Source organism: Pseudomonas yamanorum, from assembly GCF_013386765.1.
GTDB classification, from domain to species: Bacteria; Pseudomonadota; Gammaproteobacteria; order Pseudomonadales; family Pseudomonadaceae; genus Aquipseudomonas; species Aquipseudomonas yamanorum_A.
In genome coordinates this window covers 91,541-114,028 of the sequence record NZ_JACARE010000008.1, presented here as the reverse complement: position 1 = coordinate 114,028, position 22,488 = coordinate 91,541, and the positions used below count along the sequence as shown (strand labels likewise).

The following is a 22,488-nucleotide window of genomic DNA, read 5'->3' as shown; positions in this document are numbered from 1 at the left end:
TTTGGCGCTTGCCCCCCTTCTTTTTAAGCTTCTGGCTCAAGCCTTGCAGCTAGTTCCTACACCATCCCCTGACTAAATGCTAGAATCCCCGCCCATCATGCGGTCATTCTTCGTTATGGCCGAACATTCCTTCAAACAGTGCATCCCATGCTGAAGAAGTTGTTCCAGTCATTCCGTTCTCCCTTGCGTCGTACGCAACACAAACGCAGCACGCCTGAAGTGCTCAATAGCAGCCAGCATTCGCTGCAACGCGCCCAGTTCAGCCGTTATGCGGTGAACATCGTCGAACGTTTGCAGAACGCCGGCTACCAGGCTTACCTGGTTGGCGGTTGCGTGCGCGACATGTTGCTCAACATCACTCCCAAGGATTTCGACGTCGCCACCAGCGCCACGCCGGAACAGGTGCGTGCCGAATTCCGCAATGCGCGGATCATTGGTCGGCGCTTCAAGTTGGTGCACATCCACTTTGGTCGCGAGATCATCGAGGTCGCGACCTTCCGCGCCAATCACCCGCAAAACGATGAAGAAGAAGACACTAACCAGTCTTCCCGCAATGAAAGCGGACGCATCCTGCGGGACAATGTCTACGGCACCCTGGAAGAAGACGCGCAACGCCGCGACTTCACCATCAATGCCCTGTATTACGACCCGGTCAGCGAGCGCATCCTCGATTACGCCAATGGCGTACACGACATCCGCAACAACCTGCTGCGACTGATCGGCGACCCGACGCAACGCTACCAGGAAGACCCGGTACGGATGCTGCGGGCCGTGCGCTTTGCCGCCAAGCTGAACTTCGGGATCGAGAAACACACGGCCGCGCCGATTCGCGACCTGGCACCGATGCTGCGGGAAATCCCATCGGCCCGGTTGTTCGAAGAGGTGCTCAAGCTGTTCCTCTCCGGCTATGCCGCCGACACCTTCGAAATGCTGGTAGACCTGCAGTTGTTCGACCCATTGTTCCCGGCCAGCGCCGAAGCACTGGAGTACAACCCGACCTACACCCACACGCTGATCAGCGAAGCCTTGATCAACACCGACCTGCGCATCAAGCAGAACAAACCGGTCACCCCGGCGTTCCTGTTTGCTGCCCTGTTGTGGCCAGCGCTGCCAAAACGTGTGATGCGCCTGCAAGACCGTGGCATGCCGGCGATTCCGGCCATGCAGGAAGCGGCTCACGAGCTGATCGCCGAGCAATGCCAGCGCATCGCCATTCCGAAACGCTTCACCATGCCGATCCGCGAGATCTGGGACATGCAGGAGCGCCTGCCACGCCGCAGCGGCAAACGCGCCGACCTGCTGCTGGACAACCCACGCTTCCGTGCCGGCTACGACTTCCTGTTGCTGCGCGAAAGCGCCGGCGAACAGACCGATGGCCTGGGCGAATGGTGGACCGACTACCAGGACGCCAACGACAGCCAGCGCCGCGAGATGATCAAAGAGCTCGGCAGCAAAGGCGAAGCCGCCGGTGATGGCCCGAAAAAACGTCGCCGTAGCAGTGGCAGCAAGCGCAAACGCAGCGCTGGCGATGCCTCGAGCGCCTCTGGCGAGTAAGCCCGTGGAACGTATCTACATCGGCCTGGGCAGCAACCTGGCGGCCCCTGGACAACAATTGCGCCATGCCGTCGAGGCCTTGGCGCAATTGCCGAACACCACGCTGGCGGGCGTCTCTGCCTTCTATCAAAGTGATTCCCTGCTCCCGGGCCAACCGCGCTACACCAATGCGGTCGCGGCCCTGGACAGCGCCCTCGCGCCGCTGGAACTGCTCGATGCGCTGCAAGCCATCGAGAATGACCAGGGCCGCGAGCGCCTTGAGCGCTGGGGCCCGCGCACCCTGGACCTGGACATCCTGGTATTCGGCGACCGACTGATCGATGAGCCGCGCCTGAAGGTGCCGCACTATCAAATGCACCTGCGGGCATTCGTGCTTTACCCGCTGGCAGAACTGGCTCCCGCCGGCCTGCAACTGGCCGATGGCCGCTTGCTGAGTGACCTGCTCCACGCCTGCCCGTTTGTCGGCCTGGAACGCCTGCCGGAGGCCTGACACGATCATGTGGGAGCTGGCTTGCCTGCGATGCAGACGACCCGGTGCATCAGGTATGTCGCGGTGATGCAATCGCAGGCAAGCCAGCTCCCACAGTGATCTGCGGCGCCTTTGAATACACCGGTGGACCTGCTGAATCGCATCAGTAACAGCGGTAACACCCCGGCCGTAACAATGCGGTAACACATCCAATTGACTTCCAGAGTTCTCCTCACGACTATAGGCGTCCCGCTGCCGCCTACCCGGCGCTAAAGGGCGCAATCCAGGCCTTATAAGCACTGATCCTTAAGAAAGTGCGCCTGTATAAACGAAGACTCACGCGCGTTACTCGCTGTTTCCAAGCGCCTGAATGAGGACCCTTTTCATGCCAAACGTTACCCTTAGCACCTTGCAGAGCCTCAAGCTCAAAGGTGAAAAAATCACCATGCTGACCAGCTACGACGCCACTTTTGCCCAGGCCAGTTGCCAGGCTGGCGTTGAAGTGCTGCTGGTGGGGGACTCCCTGGGCATGGTCCTGCAAGGGAATGACAGCACCCTGCCCGTGACCACCGAAGACATCGCCTACCACACCGCCTGCGTCAAACGCGGTAACGAGGGCGCGTTCATCATTGCCGACCTGCCCTTCATGGCCGATGCCACCATCGAACAGACCCTGACCAACAGCGCCAAGCTGATGCGGGCCGGTGCGCACATGGTCAAGGTTGAAGGTGCGGCCTGGCTCGCCGAGTCGATCCGCTTGCTGGCCGAACGCGGCGTGCCGGTTTGCGCGCACATGGGCCTGACGCCGCAGTCGGTCAACATCCTCGGCGGTTATAAGGTACAAGGCCGCGGCGAAGCCCAGGCGCGCCAGATGCGCGCCGATGCCATCGCCCTTGAGCAGGCCGGCGCGTGCATGATTTTGCTGGAGTGCGTGCCGAGCGAATTGGCAGCGGAAATCACCCAGGCGGTCAAGGTACCGGTGATCGGTATCGGCGCAGGCGCTGACACCGACGGCCAGGTTCTGGTAGTGCACGACATGCTGGGCCTGTCCCTCTCCGGCCGCGTACCCAAGTTCGTGAAAAACTTCATGACGGGCCAGGACAGCATTCAATCGGCCATCGCCGCCTATGTCAGCGAAGTCAAAGCCGTCACCTTCCCGGGCGCCGAACACGGATTCTCTGCATGAACACCGTCAAGACCGTGCGCGAACTGCGCGCCGCCGTCGCCCATGCCCGCAGCGCGGGCAAACGCATCGGCTTTGTGCCCACCATGGGCAACCTGCACAGCGGCCATGCGACGCTGGTGACCAAAGCCGCGCAACAAGCGGACTTCGTGGTGGCGAGCATTTTCGTCAACCCGCTGCAATTCGGCGCCGGCGAAGACCTGGACAAATACCCACGCACCCTCGCGGCCGACCAGGAGAAACTGCTGCAGGCCGGCTGCAACCTGCTGTTCGCCCCGACCGTCGACGAGATGTACCCCGACGGCATGGCCGGCCAGACGCGCGTCAGCGTGCCGCAACTGTCCGAAGGCCTGTGCGGCGCCAGCCGTCCCGGGCATTTTGAAGGCGTGGCCACGGTGGTCAGCAAGCTGTTCAACATGGTCCAGCCGGACCTGGCGATCTTTGGCCAGAAGGACTACCAGCAACTGGCGGTGATTCGCGCCATGGTTCATGACCTGAACATGCCGATCCAGATTATCGGCGAGCCGACCGTACGCGCCGACGATGGCCTCGCGCTGTCGTCGCGCAACGGTTACCTCACCGAGGAGCAGCGCGCCATCGCACCGGTGCTGTACCGTAGCCTCAGCCAGATTGCCGCGGCGATTGAAGCAGGTGACCGCGACTTCGCCAAACTGCGTGCCGCACAGGTCCAGCAGATCGAAGCTGCAGGTTTTCGCATGGACTACCTGGAGGTCCGCCAGGGCCTGCACCTGCGCCCGGCCACCGCTGACGACAAGGATGTAGTGATTCTGGTCGCCGCCTACCTGGGCGCCACCCGGCTCATCGACAACCTGCATTTGCACCTGAACTGACCCCGCGACACACCCCGCCTGTTGCACTGCCTGATCGGCCGGTATAAAAAAGTACCGGCCACAGCGCAGACAAAGCCAAGACAGATCGACACGCTAGGTTTAATGTATTCGCCCTACGCTATTGGTTGGCGTCGACCGGAGCCTGTCATCTTCACAAAGACAGGACATTCCCGGCTTTGAAGTGTCCTACAGCAGTCCCAGCAATAAAAAGGAAACCCGCAGCGATGGCGTACTACCGCACTCCTCATGACGTTACCGCTCTGCCCGCCTGGCAAGCGCTCAATCAACATCGCCAAGCCATGCAGGATTTCAGCATGCGCGAAGCCTTTAATGCCGACCCCCAGCGCTTTACCGAATTCACCTTGAGCAGCTGCGGGCTTTTCCTCGATTACTCGAAAAACCTGATCACCCGCGAAACCCGCGACCTGCTGGTGGGCCTGGCCAAGGAAGTCGACCTTCAGGGCGCGATCAAGTCGCTGTTCAACGGCGAGCCGGTCAATTCTTCCGAAGGCCGCCCGGCGCTGCACACCGCGCTGCGTCGCCCGGTGGGTGACAAGCTGTCGGTCAACGGCGTGAACATCATGCCGGACGTGCACAAGGTGCTGAACCAGATCACTGACCTGGTCGGCCGCATCCACGACGGCCTGTGGCGTGGCTACACCGAGAAGCCGATCACCGACGTGGTGAACATCGGTATCGGTGGCTCGTTCCTCGGCCCGGAGCTGGTCTCCGAAGCGCTGTTGTCCTACGCCCACAAAGGCGTGCGCTGCCATTACCTGGCGAACATCGACGGCAGCGAGTTCCACGAGCTGACCATGAAGCTGCGCGCCGAGACCACGCTGTTCATCGTCTCGTCGAAATCCTTCAACACCCTCGAAACTCTGAAAAACGCCCAGGCCGCCCGCGCCTGGTACCTGGCCCAGGGTGGTTCGGAGGCCGAGCTGTATCGCCACTTCATCGCCGTATCGAGCAACAACGCGGCCGCCGTGGCCTTCGGTATCCGCGAAGAAAACATCTTCCCGATGTGGGACTGGGTCGGCGGTCGTTACTCGCTGTGGTCGGCCATCGGCTTGCCGATCGCGCTGGCCATCGGCATGTCCAACTTCAAGGAGCTGTTGTCCGGTGCCTACACCATGGACCAGCACTTCCAGACCGCACCGTTCGAAGCGAACATGCCGGTGCTGCTGGGCCTGCTGGGCGTGTGGTACGGCAACTTCTGGGGCGCGCAGAGCCACGCGATCCTGCCGTACGACCACTACTTGCGTAACATCACCAAGCACTTGCAACAGCTGGACATGGAATCCAACGGCAAGAGCGTGCGCCAGGACGGTACGCCGGTTTCCACCGACACCGGCCCGGTTATCTGGGGCGGCGTAGGCTGCAACGGCCAGCACGCTTACCACCAGCTGCTGCACCAGGGCACCCAACTGATCCCGGCCGACTTCATCGTGCCGATCGTCAGCTTCAACCCGGTCTCCGACCACCATCAGTGGCTGTACGCCAACTGCCTGTCCCAGAGCCAGGCACTGATGCTCGGCAAGACCCGCGCCGAAGCTGAAGCTGAACTGCGCGACAAAGGCATGGCCGAAGCTGAAGTAGAGAAGCTGGCGCCGCACAAGGTGATCCCGGGCAACCGTCCGAGCAACACCATTGTGGTTGAGCGCATCAGCCCTCGCCGTCTCGGCGCGCTGGTGGCCATGTATGAGCACAAAGTGTTCGTGCAGAGCGTCATCTGGGGTATCAACGCCTTCGACCAATGGGGCGTGGAGCTGGGCAAGGAGCTGGGCAAAGGCGTCTACAACCGCCTGACCGGCACTGAAGAACAGCCTGCGGACGATGCGTCCACCCAGGGGTTGATCAACTACTTCCGCGGCCGTCACCGCGGTTGATGGTATCAGCACTACAATGAGGGTCTGAACCTGCGGGAGCGGACCCTTGTAGGAGCTGGCTTGCCAGCGATGCAAACACCTCGGTGAAACTCAATACCGAGGTGATGCAATCGCTGGCAAGCCAGCTCCTACGAGGGTCGCAAAGCTCCCCTCTTGTCGCAAAAACAAGAATAAGGATCCCTCATGTTCGATATCAGCACGTTCCCCACCGCCGATGCCGTCCGCCGGGCTGCGCAACTCAGTCAAGAGGACTACCAGCGCCTCTACCGCCAATCCGTCGAGCAACCCGACACCTTCTGGGCCGAGCAGGCCAAGCGCTTTCTCGACTGGACCACACCGTGGCAAACCGTCCAAAAGTCCGACATCAAGACCGGCGCCGCCCAATGGTTTGCCGGAGGCCAACTGAACGTCAGTTACAACTGCATCGACCGTCACCTGGCGCAACGCGCCGATCAGCCGGCCTTCATCTGGGAGGGCGATGACCCTGCGACATCCTCCAAAATCACCTACCGCCAACTCCACCAAAACGTCAGCCGCCTGGCCAATGTGCTGAAAAGCCGTGGCGTGAAGAAAGGCGACCGGGTGTGCATCTACATGCCGATGATTCCCGAAGCGGCCTACGCAATGCTGGCCTGCACGCGGATCGGCGCGGTGCATTCGGTGGTGTTTGGTGGCTTCTCGCCAGACGCCCTGCGCGACCGCATTCTCGACGCCGATTGCCGCACGGTGATCACCGCCGATGAAGGCGTGCGCGGTGGCAAGCCGGTGGCGTTGAAACAGAATGTCGACAAGGCCCTGGCCAGTTGCCCGGGCGTCAGCACGGTGCTGGTGGTACAGCGCACCGGCGCGACGGTCAATTGGACCGAAGGCCGCGACCTCAAGTATCAACAAGCCCTGGACGCGGTCAGCGACGACTGCCCGCCCGAGCCGATGGACGCGGAAGACCCGCTGTTTATCCTCTACACCTCCGGCAGTACCGGCAAACCCAAAGGCGTGCTGCACACCACCGGTGGCTACCTGCTGCAAGCGGCGATGACCTTCAAGTACGTGCTCGATTACCGCGACGGCGAAGTGTTCTGGTGCACCGCCGATGTCGGCTGGGTGACCGGCCACAGCTACATCGTCTATGGCCCGCTGGCCAATGGCGCGACCTCGCTGATGTTCGAAGGCGTGCCGAGCTACCCTGACAGCTCACGGTTCTGGCAGGTGATCGACAAGCATCAAGTCAATATCTTCTACACCGCGCCCACCGCCTTGCGCGCGCTGATGCGGGAAGGCCACGGCCCACTGGAAAACACTTCCCGCGCCAGCCTGCGCCTGCTCGGCAGCGTCGGCGAGCCGATCAACCCGGAAGCCTGGGACTGGTACTTCAACGCGGTCGGCGAACAACGCTGCCCGATTGTCGACACCTGGTGGCAGACCGAAACCGGCGGCATCATGCTCAGCCCGCTGGTCAGCGCCCAGCGCATCAAGCCCGGCTGCGCCACCCAACCAATGTTTGGCGTAGTACCGGTGCTGCTCGATGAGCAAGGCAAGGAAATCAGCGGCGCCGGCAGCGGCGTGCTGGCGATCAAATCGAGCTGGCCGGGGCAGATCCGCAGCGTGTACGGCGACCCGCAGCGGATGATCGACACCTATTTCAAACCCTACCCCGGCTACTACTTCACTGGCGACGGCGCGCGGCGTGACGAGGACGGCGACTACTGGATCACCGGGCGCATAGATGACGTGATCAACGTGTCCGGGCACCGTATCGGCACCGCCGAGGTGGAAAGCGCGCTGGTGCTGCATGACCAGGTCGCCGAGGCCGCAGTGGTGGGCTACCCCCACGACGTCAAGGGCCAGGGCATCTATGCCTTCGTCACGCCCATGAATGGCGTCGAACCCGACGATGCGCTGAAAAAGCACCTGCTGGACCTGGTGAGCAAGGAAATCGGCAGCTTCGCCAAGCCCGAACTGATTCAATGGGCGCCGGCCTTGCCGAAAACCCGCTCAGGCAAGATCATGCGACGGATTTTGCGCAAGATTGCCTGCAACGAACTGGACAGCCTGGGGGATACGTCCACTCTCGCCGACCCGAGCGTAGTGGACGGCCTGATCGACAAGCGCCTCAACCGATAGGAACCCATGGAATTCATTCGCAGCCGCATCGAAAACCAGCTGATGAGCCTGACCGGCTTGTCGCTGGGCCAACTCGACCTGGAAAACCCCAAGGGTGATCCAGGTCTCTTCGGGCCGAACTCGGTGAGCTGGAAGGTCCATGGCGACTTCAGCAGCATGTTGATTGGCGGCATCAGCGCCTTGATGCTGCAGGCATTGCACCCGCTGGCGCTGGCCGGCGTGTGGGACCACTCGAACTTTCGGCAGGACATGCTGGGGCGTTTACGGCGCACCTCGCAGTTTATTTCCGGCACCACATTTGGTTCGCGGCGGGACGCCGAATGGCTGATCGAGAAAGTGCGCACCATTCACCTGCAAGTGGTCGGCCATGCACCGGACGGCCGGCCCTACGCCGCCAGCGATCCCGAACTGTTGACCTGGGTGCATGTGGCGGAGGTCAGCAACTTTCTCGCGGCCCACCTGCGTTATCGCAACCCGGATTTATCCCCAAGGGATCAAGACCGGTACTACAGCGAAATCGCCTTGGTGGCCGAGCAACTGGGCGCCCGCCATGTGCCGCGGTCACGCCAGGAAATTTCCGATTACCTTGAGCGTATTCGCCCGCAACTGCTGTGTGACGAACGCAGCCACGAAGTGCTGCGCCTGCTGCTCAATGCGCCGTCCCCGAGCACCTTGGCCAAGCCGTTCGGCGCGCTGATGATGCAGGCCGGCATCGACCTGCTGCCGGACTGGGCCAGCGACATGCTTGGGCAGAAGCAAAGCCCGATGCAACGCCAGATGATCCGTGCAGGAGTCAAGCGCAGCGCGCCCTTGCTGCGTTGGGCGATGCGCAATGGTTCAGTGCAACGGGCCCACAGGCGAATGGGCCTGCTGGAGCCATAACTGTTAAACTCCCGCGCCCCAATGACCCTGCAAGGCGCGCGTTATGTCTTCCTTGAATCAGGCGCTGCGCGCCGCCCTCGATCATCGCCAGGACTTGCTTGCCGAGTTGCATGCCCGAGCCACCGACTGCTATCGCCTGTTCCACGGCAGCCAGGAAGGCGCCGGCGGCCTGACCATCGACCGTTATGGCCCTCAACTACTGGTGCAAAGCTTTCACCAGTCACTGGAAAGTGACGATCTGTTGCACCTGCACCAGGCGATCAACCAGCACCTGGGGTTGGAGTTGCTGCTGGTCTACAACGACCGCTCCCGGGGCAACTCGCGCATCGACCGTGAAGACACGGTGTACCGCGCGGAACCTGCGGCCCTGGAAGACCTGATCGGCCATGAATGGGGCCTCAATTACCGCGTGCGCGGTCGGCATGCCGGGCAAGACCCATTGTTGTTCCTCGACCTGCGCAACACCCGCGGCTGGGTCAAGGCCCACAGCGCCGGCAAAAGCGTGCTGAACCTGTTTGCCTACACCTGCGGCGTTGGCCTGAGCGCCGCTGCCGGTGGCGCCCGCGAGGTGTGCAACCTCGACTTCGCCGAAGGCAACCTGGCGGTGGGCCGTGAAAACGGTCAGCTCAATCCGCAATTGCCGACGATGGAATTCGTGCAGTCGGACTATTTCCCGGCAATCCGCCAGTTGGCCGGTCTGCCTATCAGCCAGCGGCGCGGGCAGAAACTGCCGAGTTATCCGCGCCTGGATCAACGCCAATACGACCTCGTGCTGCTCGACCCGCCCGCCTGGGCCAAGAGCGCCTTCGGCACCGTCGACCTGCTGCGCGATTACCAGAGCCTGCTCAAGCCTGCGCTGCTGGCCACTGCCGATGAAGGCGTGCTGATCTGCTGCAACAACCTGGCAAAAGTCAGCATGGAAGACTGGCGCGACCAGGTCCTGCGCTGCGCCGAAAAGGCCGGCCGCCCGGTGCGCGACTGGCAGGTCATGACACCCGGCGCAGACTTCCCGTCACAAGACCAGCAACCACCACTGAAGACCCTGATCCTGCAGCTGTAAGACTTGTCCTAAAAGGTCCCGGGCGCAGTAATAAAGGCCCGGTTCTTCGGAACCGTAAACCCGTGCCATACTCCAAGGCACTCTTGAACGACATAGATGGCGTCACATATGCCCAAAGGATTGATTCGCGCCACTGGCGCTTTGCTGACCGCCCTTGCCCTGTACAGCTTGCTGGGCTTCCTTATTCTCCCGGGTATTGCCCTTCGCGTGGCCAACCAACAGTTGGCCAATTACGCCACTGTGCCGGCGCATATCCAGCGTATCGAGCTCAACCCGTTCAGCCTCGAATTGACCGTGTGGGGCCTGAATATCGGTGAGCCCGGCAAGGAGCAAGTGGCCTTTGAGCGCCTCTATGCCAACCTGCAGATCGACAGCCTGTGGACCCGCGCTCTGCACCTGGCCGACGTACAACTCGACAAGCCGAAGACCGAGCTGCTGTTCGATAAATCCGGCCAGCTCAACCTGGCACAGCTGTTCAAATTGCCGGCCAGCGAACCGACGCCAACCGATCCGGACGCCAAACCATTCCCGCTGCGTATCGACAGCATCAAGCTGGCGGGCGGCTATGTGCACTTCCAGGATTTGCGCCCTAGCGAGCCGATCGAGTTTCTCTACGACAAACTCGATTTCGAGCTGAAAAACCTCAGCACGCTGCCCGATGACAACGCCGATATGACCTTGGTGGCCGCTGGCCCTGAAGGTGGCCAGATCGATTGGACCGGCAACTTCAGCCTTATTCCGATTGCCTCCGAAGGCAAACTCAAGGTTACCGACGGCAAGATGAAAGTCTGGTGGCCGTATGTGCGTGACGCGGTGCCGCTGGTCCTGGAGGACGGGGTTCTCAACTTCAGCACCGACTACAAGCTGAGCCTGGCCAAGGAAACCGAGCTGAACCTGACCAACGTAGCCCTGAGTGTCGCGCCGTTTGCGATCAAGGCACCGGATGGTCGCCAACTGGCCCGTCTGGAACGCCTGGACGTCAGCGAGACCACGGTCGACCTGGCCAAGCAACAGGTGATCGTCGGCAAGATTCGCAGCAACAAGCTCGAAACCTGGGCGGCCCTTGAGGCCGATGGCCAACTGGATTGGCAGAAGCTGTTTGCCAGCCAGCCTGGCAAGCCTGCAACCGCACCCGAGCCGGCTACCGCCCCCGCCGCTGCTGATTCGCCAAAACCTGCACCGGCAGCGCCAAGCAAACCTTGGCAAGTGCTGCTCAAGGACGTGCAGTTGCGCAACTATCAAGTGCATCTGGCGGACCGCTCGGCCAAACCGGCAGTCGCCCTGGAAGTCGGCCCGCTTAACCTCGACCTGCAGGATTTCGACAGCCTCAACCAGAGCCCGTTTACCCTCAAGCTCGATACCGGCGTGGGCAAACAAGGCAAGTTGCAGGCCACCGGCCAGGTCAACCTGAGCCCGGTCAGCGCCAAGTTGAAAGTGGATACCAAGGACATCGACCTGCGCGTCGCCCAGTCCTACATCAGCCCGTTTATCCGGTTGGAACTGCGAAGCGGCATGCTCGGCAGCAACCTCGACGTGAACCTGAAAAGCACCGAGCCCCTGGCGTTCCAGGTGACTGGCCGGGCACAGGTCGATCAGTTGCACACCCTGGACACCATGAAGACCCGCGACTTCCTGAAGTGGCAGCGGTTGGTGCTCGAAGGCTTGAACTATCAACATGGCGACAGCCTGTCGATCGACAAGGTCAACCTGTTCCAACCCTACGCACGTTTCATGATCAACGATGACCGCACCACCAACATCGATGACCTGCTGATTCCACAGCCGGCCAACAGCGCCAGCAAATCCGCCGCCAAACCTGCGGCCGGTAAAGAAAAGCCCTTGGGCATTCGTATTGGTCAAATTGCGATCAACGACGGCTCGGCCAACTTCGCCGACTTCAGCCTGACCCCGAACTTCGCCACCGCCATTCAACAGCTCAACGGCCAGATCGGCACCATCGACAGTCGCCAGGCCAAACCGGCGAGCGTCGACGTCAAGGGTAAGGTCGACCGCTATGCGCCGGTCACCATCAAGGGCAGCGTGAACCCGTTTGACCCTATGGCCGCACTGGATATAGCCACCAGCTTCAAACGGGTCGAACTGACCACCCTGACGCCGTACTCGGGCAAATTCGCCGGGTTCCGCATCCGCAAGGGCCGGCTCAACCTGGACCTGCATTACGTCATCACCAAGGGTCAGTTGAAGGCCGAGAACAAGGTGGTGGTGGAGCAACTGCAGTTGGGCGAGAAGGTCGACAGCGCAGACGCCGTGGACCTGCCGATTCGCCTGGCGATTGCCCTGCTCAAGGACTCCGACGGCAAGATCTCCATTGAACTGCCGGTAACCGGTGACTTGAACAACCCGCAGTTCAGCGTGATGCCAATTGTCTGGCAAACCCTGCGCAACCTGGTGGTACGTGCGGCCACGGCGCCGTTCAAGTTTATTGGCGGCCTGATTAGCGGTGGCGGTGCCCAGGACCTGGGCAACGTGTCATTCGCTGCAGGTTCCAGCGAGCTGAGCAAGGACTCCCAGTCGGCCCTGGACAGCCTGGCCAAGGCCCTCAAGGAGCGCCCTGCCCTGCGCCTGGAAATCGAAGGCACTGCCGCTGCCAGCAGTGACGGCCCGCTTTTGGCCGCACAACGGCTGGAACGTGAATACCAGTACAACTATTACAAGATCCTCCAGCGCCGTGGCGATAAAGTCCCGGCTCAGGCGTCGCTGCTTGAAGTCCCGGAGAAGGAAAAGGCGCCGTTGCTGGAAGGCATCTACCGCACCCGCTTGAAACTGCAGCCGCCGCCCGAGTGGAAAGACCTGAGCAGCGATGAGCGCACAGCCAAGCTGCGGGACGGTGTGATCAAGTTCTGGAGTGGCAGCGACGTGCTGCTACGCCAACTGGGCCAGGACCGCGCCAGCGCGATCAAGGACTACCTGGTGGACAAGGGCCAGTTGGAAGATGACCGGGTTTACTTTATCGATGCAAACCTGGGTGAAGCCGAGAAAGATGGTCGGGTGGTGACACCGATGCATCTGGATGCAGAGTAACTCAAACGATGGAGATCCTCTGTAGGAGCGAGCTTGCTCGCGAAGGACGTCAACGATAACGCGTGCTTTCTGAGTTGGCGTGTCGTCCTCAGGTTTTTCGCGAGCAAGCTCGCTCCTACAATTTCCCCCCGCAATAGAACAGGCCCCAGCACAAGTGCCGGGGCCTGTAATGGCCACATCCGTGTGGCCGGTCGCATGAACCTGTGAGGTGCATTGAGCGGATATCTAGACTCGCTCGTGGCCGCCTGCGCCTAGTTCAGGCGATTCGTTAAGCGTTACTCTGCTTTCAGGCCATCGGCCGATACAGCTTTAACGCCTTTGATTTTCTTGGTGATATTCACCGCGGTAGTTTTCTGAGCTTCAGTGACCGCTGCGGTCGAAGACAGGGAAACTACGCCTTTGTTGGTTTCGACTTTGATGTCGGTGCCAGGAATACCTTTCTCGGTTACCAGGTCAGCTTTCACCTTGGTGGTAATCCAGGTATCGGAAGTAGTTTCTTTAGCGCCAGCAGCTGCGCTTTTGGTTTTGTCGACGTTGTCAGCCTTGGTCGCGCCGCCAGCCATCAAGCCGTCAGCCGAAACTGCGGTTACACCTTTGATTTTCTTGGTGATCGCTACAGCAGTGGCTTTCTGCGCGTCGGAGATAGCAACTGTGGAGGACAGGGAAACCACGCCTTTGTTGGTTTCAACCTTGATGTCCGAACCAGGAATGCCTTTCTCGGTCAGCAGGTCGGATTTAACTTTGGTGGTGATCCAAGTATCCGAAACGCTTTCTTTAGCCTTGGTGGCTTCACCAGCCGCCAGTGTCATTGGAGCTTGGGAAGTCTGAGCAAAGGCCACGTTAGCACCCATGGCCAGGGTCAGAGCGGTAGCAGTAGCGAGAGCGAACTTCTTCATACGAGTAACTCCTGTTTTATTAAAAGTCTGCAGTGTGTGAACCTTGATGCTGCAGCGTTAACAGGGTTATTGCAGGCAGTGTGCCAAGTCTCACACCAAAACTAAATCCTTATAAAACAACAACTTATAAAACAGTCTCATTTTCGGAATCGTGCAACTTGCATGAAGTCGATCGTGCCTGCATGCAAGTTGCGGCTTTGGGATTTTAGTAAGCACCTGATTTTCCGGCACTTTCCCGCAGGCATAAAAAAAGGACTCCGAAGAGTCCCTTTTTTCAGCTGGCAGCGACGGGGTGATTAAACGCCCGAAGCCTTGGCTGCTGCTACGTCCTTGATGGACAGCTTGATACGGCCGCGGTTGTCCACGTCCAGTACCAGCACTTCCACTTCCTGGCCTTCTTTCAGGATGTCGGTCACTTTCTCAACGCGAGCGTCGCTCAGCATGGAGATGTGAACCAGACCGTCCTTGCCTGGCAGGATGTTGACGAATGCGCCGAAGTCGACGATGCGCTCAACCTTACCGACGTAGATCTTGCCGATCTCGGCCTCAGCGGTGATACCCAGAACACGCTGACGTGCCGCTTCAGCCGCTTCCTTGGTTTCGCCGAAGATCTTGATCGAGCCGTCGTCTTCGATGTCGATCGAAGCCTTGGTCTCTTCACAGATCGCACGAATGGTCGCGCCGCCTTTACCGATAACATCACGGATTTTGTCGGTGTCGATTTTCATCGCGATCATGGTCGGAGCATTTTCCGACAGTTCGGTGCGGGACTGACCAATGATCTGGTTCATCTGGCCGAGGATATTCAGGCGCGCTTCCAGGGCTTGGCCCAGAGCGATTTCCATGATTTCTTCGGTGATGCCCTTGATCTTGATGTCCATCTGCAGCGCGGTAACACCTTTGGCGGTACCGGCTACCTTGAAGTCCATGTCGCCCAGGTGGTCTTCGTCACCCAGGATGTCGGTCAGGATGGCGAACTTCTCGCCTTCTTTAACCAGACCCATCGCGATACCGGCAACCGGTGCCTTCATCGGAACGCCGGCGTCCATCAGAGCCAGGGAAGCACCGCAGACCGAAGCCATGGAGCTGGAACCGTTGGACTCGGTGATTTCCGACACAACACGAATGGTGTACGGGAACACGTCGGCGGCAGGCAGCATGGCTGCAATCGAACGACGGGCCAGACGGCCGTGACCGATTTCGCGACGGCCGGCACCACCCATGCGACCACACTCACCTACCGAGAACGGAGGGAAGTTGTAGTGCAGCATGAACGGGTCTTTTTTCTCGCCTTCCAGGGTGTCCAGCAGCTGTGCGTCACGGGCAGTACCCAGTGTTGCAACAACCAGGGCCTGGGTTTCGCCACGGGTGAACAGGGCCGAGCCGTGGGTTTTTGGCAGAACGCCGACTTCGATGTTCAGCGGACGTACGGTGCGGGTGTCGCGGCCGTCGATACGTGGCTTGCCGTTAACGATGTTTTCGCGAACGGTGCGGTATTCGATTTCGCCGAAGGCTGCTTTGACTTCGCTGGAGGAAGGCTGGCCTTCTTCACCGGACAGCTTGGCAACAACCTGGTCCTTCAGTTCACCCAGGCGAGCGTAACGGTCGGCCTTGATGGTGATGGTATAGGCGTCGGAGATCGCAGCACCGAACTCGGAGCGGATATCGCCCAGCAGTGCGGTAGCTTCAGGCGCAGGAGCCCAGGTCCAGGTTGGCTTGGCAGCTTCAGCAGCCAGTTCTTTGACAGCGTTGATCACAACCTGGAACTCGTCGTGAGCAAACAGTACCGCGCCCAGCATCTGGTCTTCGGTCAGCTCTTTGGCTTCCGATTCAACCATCAACACGGCTTCCGAAGTACCGGCAACGACCATGTCCAGGCTCGAAGCTTTCTGTTGTTCGTAAGTCGGGTTCAGCAGGTAGCCGGTGCTTTCGTGGAAAGCAACGCGAGCTGCGCCGATCGGGCCATCGAAAGGAATACCGGAGATGGCCAGGGCAGCCGAGGTACCGATCATCGCAGCGATGTCCGGATCGGTCTTCTTGCTGGTGGAAACGACGGTGCAGACAACCTGCACTTCGTTCATGAAGCCTTCTGGGAACAGCGGACGGATCGGACGGTCGATCAGTCGGGAAGTCAGGGTTTCTTTCTCGGAAGGACGGCCTTCACGCTTGAAGAAACCACCAGGGATCTTACCGGCAGCGTAAGTCTTTTCCTGGTAGTGAACGGAAAGAGGGAAGAAGCCTTTGCTTGGGTCAGCGGTCTTGGCGCCTACAACGGTCACCAATACGGTGACGTCGTCGTCAACGGTGACCAGCACTGCGCCGGAGGCTTGACGGGCGATACGGCCTGTCTCGAGGGTAACGGTCGACTGACCGAACTGGAATTTTTTGATAACCGGGTTCACGGTGTCCTACCTTCTTTGTGGCTCTTGGGGAACTTGTCTTCTTGCGAAATTCTTGGGCAATGTCGGGAATCGGCCCAACGCCTGTCCAGGGTAAAACGTGCATCCAGATAAAACTTGAGGCTGGAAGCCTGCCATGGGCCAGCGGGAAACCCACTGACACACGACAGCCAACCAACCTCTAGCGCAATCGCTTATTAGCGACGCAGACCCAGGCGACCGATCAGAGCCTGATAACGACCCAGATCCTTGCCTTTCAGGTAGTCCAGCAGCTTACGACGCTGGTTTACCATGCGGATCAGACCACGACGGGAGTGGTGATCTTTACCGTTGGCCTTGAAGTGACCTTGCAGCTTGTTGATGTTGTGGGTCAGCAGTGCAACTTGCACTTCTGGCGAACCAGTGTCACCAACAGCTTGCTGGTAGTCAGCTACGATTTGAGCTTTTTCTTGAACGTCGAGAGCCATGAGGCAATCCTTTTTTCAGGAAACCATCCAAAGGACGGTTTCAACAGGCCAGGGACAAATCCCTGTATCTAAAAATGAGTAGTGACCGTGCCTGTTAACAGCCACCCTCGTTCGGTCATTCTGACCGAATCAGTCGACGCGGCGCGATGCGCCCGTCTTCGCTCACTTCACCGATACCGATAAAGCGACCGTTGTGATCTTGTACCCGCACCATGCCGAACTTCGGGGCATCCGGTGCACGTACCGGCTGGCCGTTAAGCCAGTAGAACGCGCTGTGCTCCGAGAAGTGCAGCAGTGGCCAATCCAGCAAACCGCTGTCCGATGGCATCAGGAAACGATCAACCGCTTCGTTGCCGCCTTCGGCATGTACCGCTTCCAGCTCTTCCAGCGTGACCGTCTGGGCCAGGGTGAAAGGTCCGGCCTGGGTACGTCGCAGTTCTGCAACGTATGCGCCACAGCCTAGTTGCTCACCGATATCTTCCACCAGGGTACGGATATAGGTGCCTTTACTGCAGTCCACCGCCAATCGGGCAGTGTCGCCTTCAGCGGCGAGCAATTCCAAGCGCGCAATAGTAACAGAACGCGGTTCGCGCTCCACCACTTCACCTGCACGTGCCAGCTTGTAAAGAGGCTGGCCATCACGCTTCAAAGCCGAGTACATCGGCGGTATCTGACTGATTTGCCCACGAAAAGCAGGTAAGGCAGCCTCGATATCAGCACGACCAACGGTCACCTCGCGAACCTGCAAAACATCACCTTCGGCGTCTGCCGTGGTGGTGGTCTTGCCCAGTTGCATCAGGGTTTCATAACCCTTGTCGGAATCGAGCAGGTATTGCGAAAACTTGGTGGCCTCGCCGAAGCACAAAGGCAATACGCCGGTGGCCAAGGGATCGAGGCTGCCGGTGTGCCCTGCCTTCTCGGCATTGAGCAGCCAGCGGACCTTCTGCAACGCCGCATTGGAGGTAAAGCCAATGGGCTTGTCGAGCAGAATGATGCCGCTGACGTTACGACGGATACGTTTGACCTGAGCCACCGATTACTCCTTGGCGTCTTCAGGCGTGGCGGATTCCGGGTGCTGATTGTCTTCAGCCACGGCCCGCTCGATCAGTGCCGACAGGTGCGCGCCACGCACGACGCTTTCGTCGTAGTGGAAGTGCAACTGTGGAACGCTGCGCAGCTTCATTTCGCGGGCCAGCTGCATCCGCAGGAAGCCTGCGGCAGAGTTGAGCACCTTGATGCTTTGCGCGATTTCTTCGCTGCTGTCCTGGCCCATCACGGTGATGAAGATCTTGGCGTGACCAACGTCACGGCTGACTTCAACGGCGGTGATGGTGACCAGGCCAACACGGGGGTCTTTTACTTCACGACGGATCAGCTGGGCCAGCTCGCGCTGCATCTGATCGCCGATACGTTGGGTACGGCTGTATTCTTTTGCCATGTCTTGTTACCTGTTACTGCCACACGGTGAAACCCGTGGGGTCTGAAAGCGGCAAACGCCCGGCCTGACAAAAGCCAGACCGGGCGTTGCGTTTAGAGTCCGGACGCTGCGCCAGGCATTTGCATGCCGGGGCGCCGCGTGGCCCTTGAAGTGCGCGAGTTAGAGGCTGCGAGCAACCTGGACCTTCTCGTAGACTTCGATCTTGTCGCCAGCCTTGACGTCGTTGTAGCTCTTGACGCCGATACCGCATTCCATGCCGGCACGTACTTCGGAAGCGTCATCCTTGAAGCGGCGCAGGGATTCCAGCTCGCCTTCGAAGATAACGATGTCTTCACGCAGTACACGGATTGGACGGTTACGGTGCACAACACCTTCGATAACCATGCAACCGGCGATCGCGCCGAATTTCGGCGAGCGGAACACGTCACGCACCTCGGCCACACCCAGGATGTTCTCCCGGACGTCGCTGCCAAGCATGCCGGTGAGGGCTTTCTTGACGTCTTCGATGATGTCGTAGATGACGTTGTAGTAACGCATGTCCAGGCCTTCCTGCTCGACGATCTTCCGTGCGCCAGCATCGGCACGCACGTTGAAGCCGAACAGTACAGCGTTGGAAGCCAGTGCCAGGTTGGCGTCGGATTCGGTGATACCACCCACACCGCCACCGACAACACGCACTTGCACTTCGTCGTTACCCAGGCCGTTCAAGGCGCCGTTCAACGCTTCGAGGGAACCACGAACGTCAGATTTGAGGACGATGTTAAGCGTCTTCTTCTCTGCCTGGCCCATGTTCTCGAAGATGTTTTCCAGCTTGCCGGCGTGAGCACGGGCCAGCTTGACTTCGCGGAACTTGCCTTGACGGAACAGAGCCACTTCACGGGCTTTCTTCTCGTCCGACAGCACGCTCATCTCGTCGCCAGCGTCCGGGGTACCGTCCAGGCCGAGGATCTCGACAGGGATGGAAGGACCGGCTTCCTTGATTGGCTTGCCGTTCTCGTCGAGCATGGCACGTACACGGCCGTAGTTCGAACCGACCAGCACCATGTCGCCTTGGCGCAGGGTACCGTCTTGAACCAGAACGGTTGCAACCGGGCCACGACCTTTGTCGAGACGCGATTCAACCACAACACCACGACCCGGGGCCGATGGGGTTGCTTTCAGCTCGAGTACTTCGGCTTGCAGAAGAACCGCTTCGAGCAGTTCGTCTACACCGGTACCGACTTTCGCCGAAACCGAAACGAACGGCGTATCACCGCCCCACTCTTCGGAAGTCACGCCGTGAACCGACAGTTCGCTACGGATGCGATCGAGATCGGCGCCCGGCTTGTCGATTTTGTTCACTGCAACTACCAGTGGAACACCAGCGGCCTTGGCGTGCTGGACAGCTTCAATGGTCTGCGGCATTACGCCGTCGTCCGCTGCAACTACCAGGATCACGATGTCGGTCGCCTTGGCACCACGGGCACGCATGGCGGTAAACGCGGCGTGACCAGGGGTGTCGAGGAAGGTGACCATGCCGCGTTCGGTTTCAACGTGGTATGCACCGATGTGCTGGGTGATGCCGCCGGCTTCGCCCGCAGCTACCTTGGCACGACGGATGTAGTCGAGCAGCGAGGTCTTACCATGGTCAACGTGGCCCATTACGGTCACGACTGGCGCACGGGAGAAGGTCTCGCCTTCAAACTTAAGGGACTCAGCCAGGGAATCTTCCAGGGCGGTGTCGCTGACCAGGGTCACTTTGTGGCCCAGCTCTTCAGCAACCAGTTGGGCAGTTTCCTGATCCAGTACCTGGTTGATGGTGGCTGGAGTACCCAGTTTGAACATGAACTTGATGATTTCAGCAGCCTTGACCGACATCTGATTGGCGAGATCGCCAACAGTGATGGTCTCGCCGATCTGCACATCACGCACGACAGGGCCGGTTGGGCTCTGGAAACCGTGGGCGTTGCGTTTCTTCAGCTTGGCCTTGCCACGACCACCGCGACGGAAGCTGTCGCTTTCTTCGTCGGTAGTACGTGGAGCAACACGTGGCGCTGGCGCCTTCTCTTTGACCGAAGCACGATGCGGAGCGTTTTTACGCTCACCATCGCCACTGCCACGACGATTGTTATCGTCGGCACGTGGTTTGTCCGGGCGACGAGGTTCTTCGCGTTTGCGAGTGTCGGCTGCAGGAGCAGGCGCGGCGGCAACCGGAGCGGCCTCACGAACAGCTTCTACAGGCGCGCTAGGCGCAGCAACGGCCTCAGTGTTAGCAGGTTGCGCAGCAGCAGGCTGGCGACGCGCTTCTTCTTCGGCGCGACGCTTGGCTTCTTCTTCAGCCTTCTGACGAGCAGCATTTTCTACTGCGCGACGTTCTTCCAGTTCGCGTTTGCGCTCGGCTTCGATTTCTTCCGGGCTGCGCTGTACGAAGACTTTCTTCTTGCGTACTTCAACGCTGATGCTCTTGCTACCAGCAACACGCAGGGTGCTGGTGGTTTTGCGCTGCAATGTAATCTTGCGCGGTTCTTCCACTTTCGCCTTGTGGCTGCTCTTCAAGTGAGTCAGCAAAGACTGCTTCTCACTATCGCTCACACCTTCATCGGCGGCGGTGTGCGGCAGACCTGCCTCACGCATCTGCTGCAACAGGCGCTCTACCGGTGTTTTGACCTCATCGGCCAGTTGTTTCACCGTGACTTGCGTCATGCACTTCTCTCCTCAGGCCGCGCCTAATTACTCGAACCAATGGGCTCGGGCGGCCATGATCAACTTGCCGGCACGATCATCGTCAATGCCGTCGATGTCGAGCAGGTCGTCAATAGACTGCTCGGCCAGGTCTTCGCGGGTAATTACGCCGCGCACCGCCAGTTCCATCGCCAAATCCTTGTCCATACCCTCAAGCGAGAGCAGGTCTTCGGCCGGATGGGCGTCTGCCAGCTTTTCCTCAGTAGCGATGGCTTTAGTCAACAAACGATCCTTGGCCCGAGCGCGAAGCTCGTTGACGGTGTCTTCGTCAAAGCCGTCGATGTTGAGCATTTCTTCCAACGGTACGTAGGCAATCTCTTCCAGGCTGGTGAAGCCTTCATCTACCAGCACCTGTGCCAGGTCTTCGTCGACTTCCAGCTCGTCGATGAAGTTGCGCAGGATGTCACCGGTTTCTGCTTGCTGCTTAGCCTGGATGTCCGATTCGGTCATCACGTTCAGGGTCCAGCCGGTCAACTGGCTGGCCAAACGTACGTTCTGACCACCGCGACCGATGGCCTGAGCCAGATTGTCTGCGCCAACGGCGATGTCCATTGCATGGGCATCCTCGTCAACGATAATTGCCGCCACTTCAGCAGGCGACATTGCGTTGATCACGAACTGCGCCGGGTTATCGTCCCACAGGACGATGTCCACACGCTCACCGCCCAATTCGCCCGACACTGCCTGGACGCGCGAACCGCGCATACCAATGCAAGCGCCTTGCGGGTCGATGCGTTTGTCCTTGGAGCGGACCGCGATCTTGGCGCGCGAACCCGGATCGCGGGACGCAGCCATGACTTCGATCAGGCCTTCGGCAATTTCCGGCACTTCGATGCGGAACAACTCAATCAGCATTTCCGGCGCGGTACGCGACAGGATCAGCTGTGGGCCGCGGTTCTCGGTGCGGATTTCCTTGAGCAGCGCACGCAAACGCACGCCAACCCGGAAAGTTTCGCGGGAAATGATGTCTTCGCGAGCCAGCAACGCTTCAGCGTTGTTGCCCAGGTCGACGATCACGTTGTCGCGGGTGACTTTTTTCACGGTGCCGGAGATGATTTCCCCCAGGCGCTCGCGATAGGCGTCAACGACTTGAGCGCGTTCGGCTTCGCGGACCTTCTGCACGATGACTTGCTTGGCAGTCTGTGCAGCGATGCGGCCGAACTCGATGGATTCAATCTTTTCTTCGACGACATCACCGACCTGGGCGCCAGGATGCGTTTCAGCAACCTTGCTCGGCCAGGTTTCGATGGCCGGATCATCAAGATCGGCTTCTTCGACGACCGTCCAGCGACGGAAAGTCTCGTAGGCACCGGTGTGGCGGTTGATTTCCACACGCAGATCAACTTCGTCTTCAAAACGCTTTTTGGTAGCAGTGGCCAGGGCCAGCTCCAGCGCTTCAAAAATCACGTTTGCCGGTACGCCCTTTTCATTGGATACCGACTCAACAACCAGCAGTACTTCTTTGCTCATCGTACGCCTCGCCTTTCGCAAGCCATTGGATCCGCGGGATCCGCGT

General features: G+C 59.8%; 16 protein-coding genes. 9 read left to right on the top strand and 7 right to left on the bottom strand.

What is annotated here, in order from left to right; all coding sequences use genetic code 11:
* Nucleotides 1-147: 147 nt before the first annotated feature.
* The 9 genes from HX875_RS05355 to HX875_RS05315 all read left to right on the top strand — a co-directional run bounded on the left by HX875_RS05355 (nt 148) and on the right by HX875_RS05315 (nt 13,051).
* On the top strand, nt 148-1,554 hold the full coding sequence (locus tag HX875_RS05355) for a polynucleotide adenylyltransferase PcnB (protein WP_177042234.1): 1,407 nt from the start codon (nt 148-150) through the stop codon (nt 1,552-1,554).
* 4 nt (nt 1,555-1,558) lie between these two features.
* Nucleotides 1,559-2,044 carry a 2-amino-4-hydroxy-6-hydroxymethyldihydropteridine diphosphokinase gene (gene folK, locus HX875_RS05350; RefSeq protein ID WP_177042232.1) on the top strand — a complete coding sequence of 162 codons (486 nt, stop codon included), beginning with the start codon at nt 1,559-1,561 and terminating at the stop codon, nt 2,042-2,044.
* Between the two features lie 364 nt (nt 2,045-2,408).
* Complete coding sequence (panB, locus tag HX875_RS05345) at nt 2,409-3,209, top strand: 3-methyl-2-oxobutanoate hydroxymethyltransferase (RefSeq protein ID WP_177042229.1); 801 nt, start codon at nt 2,409-2,411, stop codon at nt 3,207-3,209.
* Nucleotides 3,206-4,057 (top strand): pantoate--beta-alanine ligase, encoded by an 852-nt coding sequence (gene panC / locus HX875_RS05340; RefSeq protein ID WP_177042227.1) that lies wholly within the window; start codon nt 3,206-3,208, stop codon nt 4,055-4,057. Before panB ends, panC begins: the two co-directional genes overlap by 4 nt.
* A gap of 224 nt (nt 4,058-4,281) precedes the next feature.
* Nucleotides 4,282-5,946, top strand: a complete 1,665-nt coding sequence (gene pgi / locus HX875_RS05335) for a glucose-6-phosphate isomerase (RefSeq protein ID WP_177042225.1) — start codon at nt 4,282-4,284, stop codon at nt 5,944-5,946.
* A gap of 183 nt (nt 5,947-6,129) precedes the next feature.
* Complete coding sequence (acs, locus tag HX875_RS05330) at nt 6,130-8,067, top strand: acetate--CoA ligase (RefSeq protein ID WP_177042223.1); 1,938 nt, start codon at nt 6,130-6,132, stop codon at nt 8,065-8,067.
* 6 nt (nt 8,068-8,073) lie between these two features.
* Nucleotides 8,074-8,949 (top strand): oxygenase MpaB family protein, encoded by an 876-nt coding sequence (locus HX875_RS05325; protein WP_177042221.1) that lies wholly within the window; start codon nt 8,074-8,076, stop codon nt 8,947-8,949.
* A gap of 43 nt (nt 8,950-8,992) precedes the next feature.
* Nucleotides 8,993-10,009, top strand: coding sequence for a class I SAM-dependent rRNA methyltransferase (locus HX875_RS05320; protein ID WP_177042219.1), 1,017 nt, complete (start codon nt 8,993-8,995; stop codon nt 10,007-10,009).
* Nucleotides 10,010-10,117: 108 nt separating this feature from the next.
* Nucleotides 10,118-13,051: a DUF748 domain-containing protein gene (locus HX875_RS05315; RefSeq protein ID WP_177042217.1), complete on the top strand. Its 2,934-nt coding sequence runs from the start codon at nt 10,118-10,120 to the stop codon at nt 13,049-13,051.
* Nucleotides 13,052-13,326: 275 nt separating this feature from the next.
* Here HX875_RS05315 and HX875_RS05310 read toward each other — a convergent pair whose 3' ends face one another.
* The 7 genes from HX875_RS05310 to nusA all read right to left on the bottom strand — a co-directional run bounded on the left by HX875_RS05310 (nt 13,327) and on the right by nusA (nt 22,442).
* Nucleotides 13,327-13,947 (bottom strand): BON domain-containing protein, encoded by a 621-nt coding sequence (locus HX875_RS05310; RefSeq protein WP_177042215.1) that lies wholly within the window; start codon nt 13,945-13,947, stop codon nt 13,327-13,329.
* A 296-nt stretch (nt 13,948-14,243) separates the two neighbouring features.
* A complete protein-coding gene (gene pnp, locus HX875_RS05305; RefSeq protein WP_177042213.1) occupies nt 14,244-16,349 on the bottom strand; it encodes a polyribonucleotide nucleotidyltransferase in 2,106 nt (701 codons plus the stop codon).
* Nucleotides 16,350-16,543: 194 nt separating this feature from the next.
* Nucleotides 16,544-16,813 (bottom strand): 30S ribosomal protein S15, encoded by a 270-nt coding sequence (gene rpsO / locus HX875_RS05300; RefSeq protein ID WP_003176135.1) that lies wholly within the window; start codon nt 16,811-16,813, stop codon nt 16,544-16,546.
* 115 nt (nt 16,814-16,928) lie between these two features.
* A complete protein-coding gene (gene truB / locus HX875_RS05295) occupies nt 16,929-17,846 on the bottom strand; it encodes a tRNA pseudouridine(55) synthase TruB (protein WP_003212182.1) in 918 nt (305 codons plus the stop codon).
* 3 nt (nt 17,847-17,849) lie between these two features.
* A complete protein-coding gene (gene rbfA, locus HX875_RS05290) occupies nt 17,850-18,251 on the bottom strand; it encodes a 30S ribosome-binding factor RbfA (protein WP_088423539.1) in 402 nt (133 codons plus the stop codon).
* A gap of 159 nt (nt 18,252-18,410) precedes the next feature.
* Complete coding sequence (gene infB, locus HX875_RS05285; protein WP_177042211.1) at nt 18,411-20,933, bottom strand: translation initiation factor IF-2; 2,523 nt, start codon at nt 20,931-20,933, stop codon at nt 18,411-18,413.
* Between the two features lie 27 nt (nt 20,934-20,960).
* Complete coding sequence (nusA, locus tag HX875_RS05280; protein WP_003212187.1) at nt 20,961-22,442, bottom strand: transcription termination factor NusA; 1,482 nt, start codon at nt 22,440-22,442, stop codon at nt 20,961-20,963.
* Nucleotides 22,443-22,488: the final 46 nt, after the last annotated feature.